Source organism: Pseudomonas agronomica (genome assembly GCF_025917275.1).
Classification (GTDB): Bacteria; Pseudomonadota; Gammaproteobacteria; order Pseudomonadales; family Pseudomonadaceae; genus Aquipseudomonas; species Aquipseudomonas agronomica.
Genome location: NZ_JAOSHO010000290.1, coordinates 1 through 6481 on the forward strand (window position 1 = coordinate 1; position 6481 = coordinate 6481).

Here is a 6481-nt window from a genome sequence, read left to right on the forward strand (position 1 = left end):
GAGCAAGCTCCCTCGCCACAGGTCTCGGGTCCGGCAATGCATACGGTTTAAGCCACCCCAACACGATCCTCCCACATCCTTCTAACCCTTAATCACTCCAATCAATAGTGCTATCCAGCGCTGGGCACGCCCCATATTATCGTCGTCATATCTGAACTGCGATCGTCCCGTGGAGAGCCCCATGCCTGTACAAGCCCTGTTCAAACCCTTTCACCTCGGCGCGCTCGAGCTGCCGACCCGGGTGGTGATGGCGCCGATGACGCGTTCCTTTTCGCCGGGGGGCGTACCGAACGCCAAGGTCATCGAGTATTACCGTCGTCGCGCGGCGGCCGGGGTCGGGCTGATCATCACCGAAGGCACGACGGTCGGCCACAAGGCTTCCAACGGCTATCCGAACGTGCCGCACTTCTACGGCGATGCCGCGCTGGCGGGCTGGAAAGAAGTGGTCGATGCCGTGCACGCCGAAGGTGGCAAGATCGTCCCGCAGTTGTGGCATGTGGGCAGCGTGCGCCGCATCGGGACCGAGCCGGACGCCAGCGTGCCGGGTTATGGTCCGAGCGAAAAACTCAAGGACGGCCAGGTGGTGGTCCACGGCATGACCCAGGCGGACATCGACGAAGTCATCGCCGCTTTCGCCCAAGCGGCCAGGGACGCCCGGGACATTGGCATGGACGGCGTGGAAATCCATGGCGCCCACGGTTACCTGGTTGACCAGTTCTTCTGGGAAGGCAGCAACCAGCGCACGGATGGCTACGGCGGCAGCCTCGCCAATCGCTCACGTTTCGCGATCGAATTGATCCGTGCGGTGCGTGCGGCCGTGGGAGAGGGATTCCCGATCATCTTCCGCTTCTCCCAATGGAAACAGCAGGACTACACCGCGCGCCTGGTGCAGACGCCAGAAGCGCTGGGTGAATTCCTCAAGCCGTTGGCGGACGCCGGTGTGGATATTTTCCACTGCTCGACACGTCGTTTCTGGGAACCGGAATTCGAAGGTTCCGAACTGAACCTGGCCGGTTGGACTCGCAAACTCACCGGCAAGCCGACAATTACCGTGGGCAGCGTTGGCCTGGATGGGGAGTTCCTGCAGTTCATGGTCAATACCGACAAGGTTGCGCAACCGGCCAGCCTGGAGAAACTGTTGGAGCGCCTGAACAAGGAGGAATTCGACCTGGTCGCGGTGGGGCGTGCATTGCTGGTGGATCCGGACTGGGCGCAAAAAGTGCGTGAAGGGCGTGAGCAGGACATTTTGCCGTTCAGTCGCGAAGCGTTGATGACCCTGGTTTAAGCAGCGCCTGATCCGCCGCTATCGCGAGCAAGCTCGCTCCCACAATGAGTGCGCTGAAGATCAAATGTGGGAGCGAGCTTGCTCGCGATGGCGACCTCAGCATCACCGAATAATCAAAGCACTGTCGGCGCAGCAGGCATTCCATGTTCGCCCACGCAAACGCCGCGCAACTGTGCCTCGAACTGCTCAACCACCGACGCCCACCCTTGGCGACTGGCATGCTGGCGCGCATTGAGACGCACGCATCGCAAGGCCTCGCGCTCTTCCAGCAGCCAACGAGCGGCATCGCAAAACGCTTCTTCGTCCCCCGGCATCGCCAATACGCCGTTATACCCATGACGGATGTGTTGCGCCGCCGCCGCCTGATCGTACGCCACCACGCCCAGCCCGGAGGCCAAGGCTTCCAGCACGACATTGCCGAAGGTTTCGGTCAGGCTCGGAAAAATGAACATATCCCCCGATGCGTAATGGGCGGCCAGCGCTTCGCCTCGTTGCGCGCCACAGAAAATGGCTTCGGGTAATTGCTGTTCGAGGGCGAGCCGCTGCGGGCCGTCGCCCACGATGACCAACTGAATTCGCCGCGTCGGAAAAGCGTTGCGCAGGGTCTCGAAACTGCGCTTGAGCAGCCCCAGGTTTTTCTCCGGCGCCAGGCGTCCCACGTGAATCACCGCAATATCGTCGTCGCTCAGGCCCCAGGTCTCGCGCAGCGTGGCCGAGCGTTTGGCGGGATGAAACAACTGGCTGTCGACCCCACGCGACAACATCGCCACACGCTCGAAATGCCGCCGCTCCAGCTCCAGGCGCTGACTGTGGCTCGGCACGAGGGTCAGGCGGGAGCGATTGTGAAACCAGCGCAGGTAATGGGTCAGCAACCGGCTCAACAATCCGAGCCCGTACTGTTGGGTGTATTGCTGGAAGTTGGTATGGAAGCCGCTGACCACTGAAATGCCCAGGCGCCGCGCCGCACGCAGCGCCGACAAGCCCAGTGGACCTTCGGTGGCGATGTACAACACGTCTGGGCGATGGCGTTTCCAACGCCGCAGCAGCTTGTGCATCGAAGCCTGCCCCCACTGCAACCCCGGGTACCCCGGCAGCGGCCAGCCCCGGCACAGCAATAACTGGTCGTCGCTGGCCTGCCCTTGATCGCCGGCCTGTCGCGGGCGAATCAGCTCCACCCGGTGCCCGCGGGCGCGCAAGCCCTCATAGAGGCGGCCGAGGGTGTTGGCTACGCCATTGATTTCCGGCGCAAAGGTTTCGGTAACGAGGGTAACGTGCAGGTGTGTGGTCATGACCCCAGTGTCGACCGGGGCCGTTTCGTCATTGTGACGCCGGTATGATGGATTTGTGACCGGCTCAGCCCTGACGCGCCAACGCTGTCTCGGCGCCTTGTTCGCGGACCCAGAATAACGTCGCTCCGGCCACCGCCGCTGGCATCATCAGAATGTTCACGAAGGGAATCAGCAACACCAGGTACACGCTGCCGCCAAAGCCCAAGCTCTGCCAGCGTTTTTCCCGCAGCCAGGCGAGCATTTCGTTCCAGCCCAGCTTGTGGTTGTCCGCCGGGTAGTCGATGTACTGGATCGCCATCATCCAGATGCCGAACAGCAACCACAGCGGTGCGGCCACGATATTGATCACCGGGATGAACGACAGCACGAACAGGCCCAGGGCACGCGGCAGGAAATAGCCGAGCTTGCGCGCTTCCCGGGCCAGGGTCCGGGGGATCATGGCGATCAGTTCGCCCCAACTGAACGCCGGGAAATCATCCGTGCCGCGCACCACCACTTCGACTTTCTCGGCGAGGAAGCCGTTGAACGGCGCTGCGATGATATTGGCGAGCATGGTGAAGGTGAAAAACACCATCAGCACCACAAGGGCGACGAACAGGGGCCAGAGGATGTAGCTGAGGAAGCCTAGCCAATCCGGCAGCGACGGCATCAACGTATCGACCCACAGGCTGAACTGATGGCCAGCCAGGTAGATCAACCCGACGAACAGCACCAGGTTGATCACAAGGGGCAGCAACACAAACAGCCGCAGGCCGGGGCTTAATACCAGTTTGAGACCCTCTCGCAAGTATTGCGGGCCGGACAGGACAGGGGCGGGCATAAGTGGCTCCGAGAATAGGTGGTCGCGCCGACCTTACCGGCTTTGCTCGATGCGGGAAAGCTGCGACACGGGGTGTAACAAAGGTTTAAGGTTCGTCGCTATCGCTAAGGCAGCGGCGGATAGAGCTCACCTATGAGCTGGATTGTTAAACCGTATTTCCTTAATCTTCGCTCCCTCGATACGCTGCACCCATTCTTTTTCAGGACTGTCGAACCCAAGCCTTCCCCAAGTGCGTCAACGGTCCTTTTTTATTCGCGCCGCTCACCCGGCGTTCCGGCCCGCAAGGTCCGGTCAACAGGAGCAGGTCATGTCTGAAGTCCGTCATTCGCGAGTGATTATTCTCGGTTCCGGCCCTGCCGGTTACAGCGCTGCGGTTTATGCAGCCCGTGCCAACCTCAAGCCACTGCTGATCACCGGCATGCAGGCCGGCGGTCAATTGACCACCACCACTGAAGTCGACAACTGGCCGGGCGACGTCCACGGCCTGACCGGCCCGGCCTTGATGGAGCGCATGAAGGAACACGCCGAGCGCTTCGAGACCGAGATCGTCTTCGACCACATCAATGCCGTGGATTTCGCCGCCAAGCCGTACACCCTGACCGGCGACAGCGCGACCTACACCTGCGATGCCCTGATCATTGCCACCGGCGCCAGCGCTCGTTACCTGGGCCTGCCGTCGGAAGAAACCTTCATGGGCAAAGGCGTCTCGGCCTGCGCCACCTGCGACGGTTTCTTCTACCGCAACAAGCCAGTGGCGGTGGTCGGTGGTGGTAACACCGCGGTCGAAGAGGCGCTGTACCTGGCCAATATCGCCAGTACCGTTACCCTGATCCACCGTCGCGAAACCTTCCGCGCCGAGAAGATCCTGATCGACAAACTCAACGCCCGCGTCGCTGAAGGCAAGATCATCCTCAAGCTCAACGCCACCCTGGACGAAGTACTGGGCGACAACATGGGCGTGACCGGTGCTCGCCTGAAGAACAACGACGGCAGCTTTGACGAGATCAAGGTTGACGGTGTATTCATCGCCATCGGCCACACCCCGAACACTTCGTTGTTCGAAGGTCAGTTGGAGCTCAAGGACGGCTACCTGGTGGTCAAGGGCGGCCGTGACGGCAACGCCACCGCCACCAGCGTCGAAGGTATCTTCGCGGCCGGCGACGTGGCCGACCACGTCTATCGCCAGGCGATCACCTCGGCCGGCGCCGGTTGCATGGCGGCCCTGGACACCGAGCGTTACCTGGATGGTTTGCAGAACGCTTCGTTCTGATTTCATCGGGCATAAAAAAACCGGCTTCGGCCGGTTTTTTGTTGCCTGGACGCCTGTCGGTGACCCCTTGTGGGAGCGAGCTTGCTCGCGATGACGGTGTATCAGTCAACATCGATGCCAGCTGACCTGACGCCATCGCGAGCAAGCTCGCTCCCACAGGAGACTGTGCAGTGAGAAGGACGGTGATCAGGCCAGCTTCGCCAGGCACGCTTCCAGGATATCCAACCCCTCTTCCAGCACCGCCGGCTCGGTCGTCAACGGCGCCAGCAGGCGGATGATGTGCCGTGATTTCCCGCTGGGCATCAGCAGCAAACCGGATTCCCGCGCCGAGGCCAGCAGTTGCGTCAGTTGCGCCGGGGCCGGAGTGCCGCTGGCGTGGGCCAGTTCGATCCCGCGCATGGCGCCGACACCGGTCAGGCGGCCCAGGTAAGGGCTCAGTCCGCGACGGCGCCAGGATTCGTAGCGGCTGACGATCGCCTCTTCCTGTTGTACGCCCCACGCATGGAGGTTGGTGTCGGTCATTTCATCCAGCGTTGCCAGGGCGGCGGCGCAGGCGAGGGGGTTGCCGGAATAGGTGCCGCCAAGGCCACCCTTGGGCAGATTGTCCATCAGCGACTTGCGTCCCACCACCGCGCCCAACGGGACGCCCCCGGCGATGCTCTTGCCCAGCAGGATCAGGTCGGGCTCGATGCCCAGTCGCGAAAATGCAAAGCGCTGGCCGGTGCGACCGAAACCGGACTGGATCTCATCGATGATCAGCACGATGCCCTTGTCGTCGCAGAACTGTCGCAGCGCCTGGGCGAAACTCACATCCATCGCCAGGAAACCGGCTTCCCCCTGCACCGGCTCGACGATAAAGCAGGCCACGTCGTTCACATCGATCTCGACGCTGAACAACCTGTCCATGGCTTTCAAGGCCTCGGCGCACGTCACGCCGTTGTCCTGGCTAGGGTAGGGCAGGTGGTAGACCGGGCCGGGCAGTACGCCGACTTTTTGCTTGTAGGGCGCGACCTTGCCGTTGAGATTGAGCGTGGCCAGGGTTCGACCATGGAAGCCGCCATCAAAGGCGATAACGGCAGTGCGACCCGTGGCGCCGCGCACAATCTTGAGCGCATTTTCCGCCGCTTCGGCACCGCTGTTGGTGAGCATGCCGCTCACCGGGTAATCCACAGGGATAAACGCCGTTAGGCGCTCCATCAGATTGAGATAAGGCGTGTGAGGGATGGCATTGAATGCGTAGTGGGTGAGCCGGGTGGCTTGGTCGCGGATGGCCTCGACGATGCGTGGATGACAATGGCCGAGGTTCAACACACCGATGCCCCCGACAAAGTCGATGTAGCGCTTGCCGTCGGTGTCCCAGACCTCGGCATTTTTTCCATGGCTGAGGCTGATAGGGTGAACGAAGGAAATCGATTGGCTGATGGTTTCGCGGCTCATGGGTGACGGCTCGGACGAAGAAAAAGATTCCCTTTATCTAAGCCGCGAGCAGCAGCGCCCGGCAAACGAAATAAAGTTGCCGGGTCAATCATAAAAGTCGGGATGTGGTGAAGTGCCGCGTAGGAGCTGCCGAGCGAAGCGAGGCTGCGATCTTTCCAAGGACGCTTGAATCCCAAGCGAAAGATCAAAAAGATCAAAAAGATCAAAAGATCAAAAGACCGCAGGCTTCGCCAGCTCCTACAGGGCCTAGCGGGAGTAAGCTTCCTCGGCAGGTGGATCAGCGGCGTTGCAGTGGCTGGGCTTCGAACTTCACGCCGGCCAAGCCATGGGCCATCAACGCGCGGATATTGCCGTGATCATTGCCTTCTGGCGTGGCCAGC

At 61.4% G+C, this 6481-nt stretch carries 6 protein-coding genes; 2 read left to right on the top strand and 4 right to left on the bottom strand.

The window, feature by feature from the left end:
- Positions 1-181: 181 nt before the first annotated feature.
- Positions 182-1285, top strand: a complete 1104-nt coding sequence (locus OC610_RS18535) for an NADH:flavin oxidoreductase (RefSeq protein ID WP_264429688.1) — start codon at positions 182-184, stop codon at positions 1283-1285.
- A gap of 113 nt (positions 1286-1398) precedes the next feature.
- Here OC610_RS18535 and OC610_RS18540 read toward each other — a convergent pair whose 3' ends face one another.
- Positions 1399-2574, bottom strand: coding sequence for a glycosyltransferase family 4 protein (locus OC610_RS18540; RefSeq protein WP_264429690.1), 1176 nt, complete (start codon positions 2572-2574; stop codon positions 1399-1401).
- A 64-nt stretch (positions 2575-2638) separates the two neighbouring features.
- The gene (gene cysZ / locus OC610_RS18545; protein WP_264429691.1) at positions 2639-3394 is read right to left on the bottom strand and encodes a sulfate transporter CysZ; all 756 of its coding nucleotides are present in this window, start codon (positions 3392-3394) and stop codon (positions 2639-2641) included.
- A gap of 307 nt (positions 3395-3701) precedes the next feature.
- On the opposite strand from cysZ, the gene trxB reads away from it, so the two are divergent.
- Positions 3702-4664, top strand: coding sequence for a thioredoxin-disulfide reductase (gene trxB, locus OC610_RS18550; RefSeq protein ID WP_030139882.1), 963 nt, complete (start codon positions 3702-3704; stop codon positions 4662-4664).
- A gap of 186 nt (positions 4665-4850) precedes the next feature.
- Here the strand turns inward: trxB and OC610_RS18555 are convergent, their stop codons facing one another.
- The gene (locus OC610_RS18555; protein ID WP_264429695.1) at positions 4851-6101 is read right to left on the bottom strand and encodes a 2-aminoadipate transaminase; all 1251 of its coding nucleotides are present in this window, start codon (positions 6099-6101) and stop codon (positions 4851-4853) included.
- 277 nt (positions 6102-6378) lie between these two features.
- The coding region (locus OC610_RS18560) for a HopJ type III effector protein (RefSeq protein WP_264429697.1) at positions 6379-6481 on the bottom strand (103 nt) is incomplete at its 5' end.

Bases quoted from the DNA above. Each gene is read 5' to 3' on its own strand.
- OC610_RS18540 (WP_264429690.1), bottom strand. From the start codon at position 2,574: ATGACCACACACCTGCACGTTACCCTCGTTACCGAAACCTTTGCGCCG.
- cysZ (WP_264429691.1), bottom strand. From the start codon at position 3,394: ATGCCCGCCCCTGTCCTGTCCGGCCCGCAATACTTGCGAGAGGGTCTC.
- trxB (WP_030139882.1), top strand. From the start codon at position 3,702: ATGTCTGAAGTCCGTCATTCGCGAGTGATTATTCTCGGTTCCGGCCCT.
- OC610_RS18535 (WP_264429688.1), top strand. From the start codon at position 182: ATGCCTGTACAAGCCCTGTTCAAACCCTTTCACCTCGGCGCGCTCGAG.
- OC610_RS18555 (WP_264429695.1), bottom strand. From the start codon at position 6,101: ATGAGCCGCGAAACCATCAGCCAATCGATTTCCTTCGTTCACCCTATC.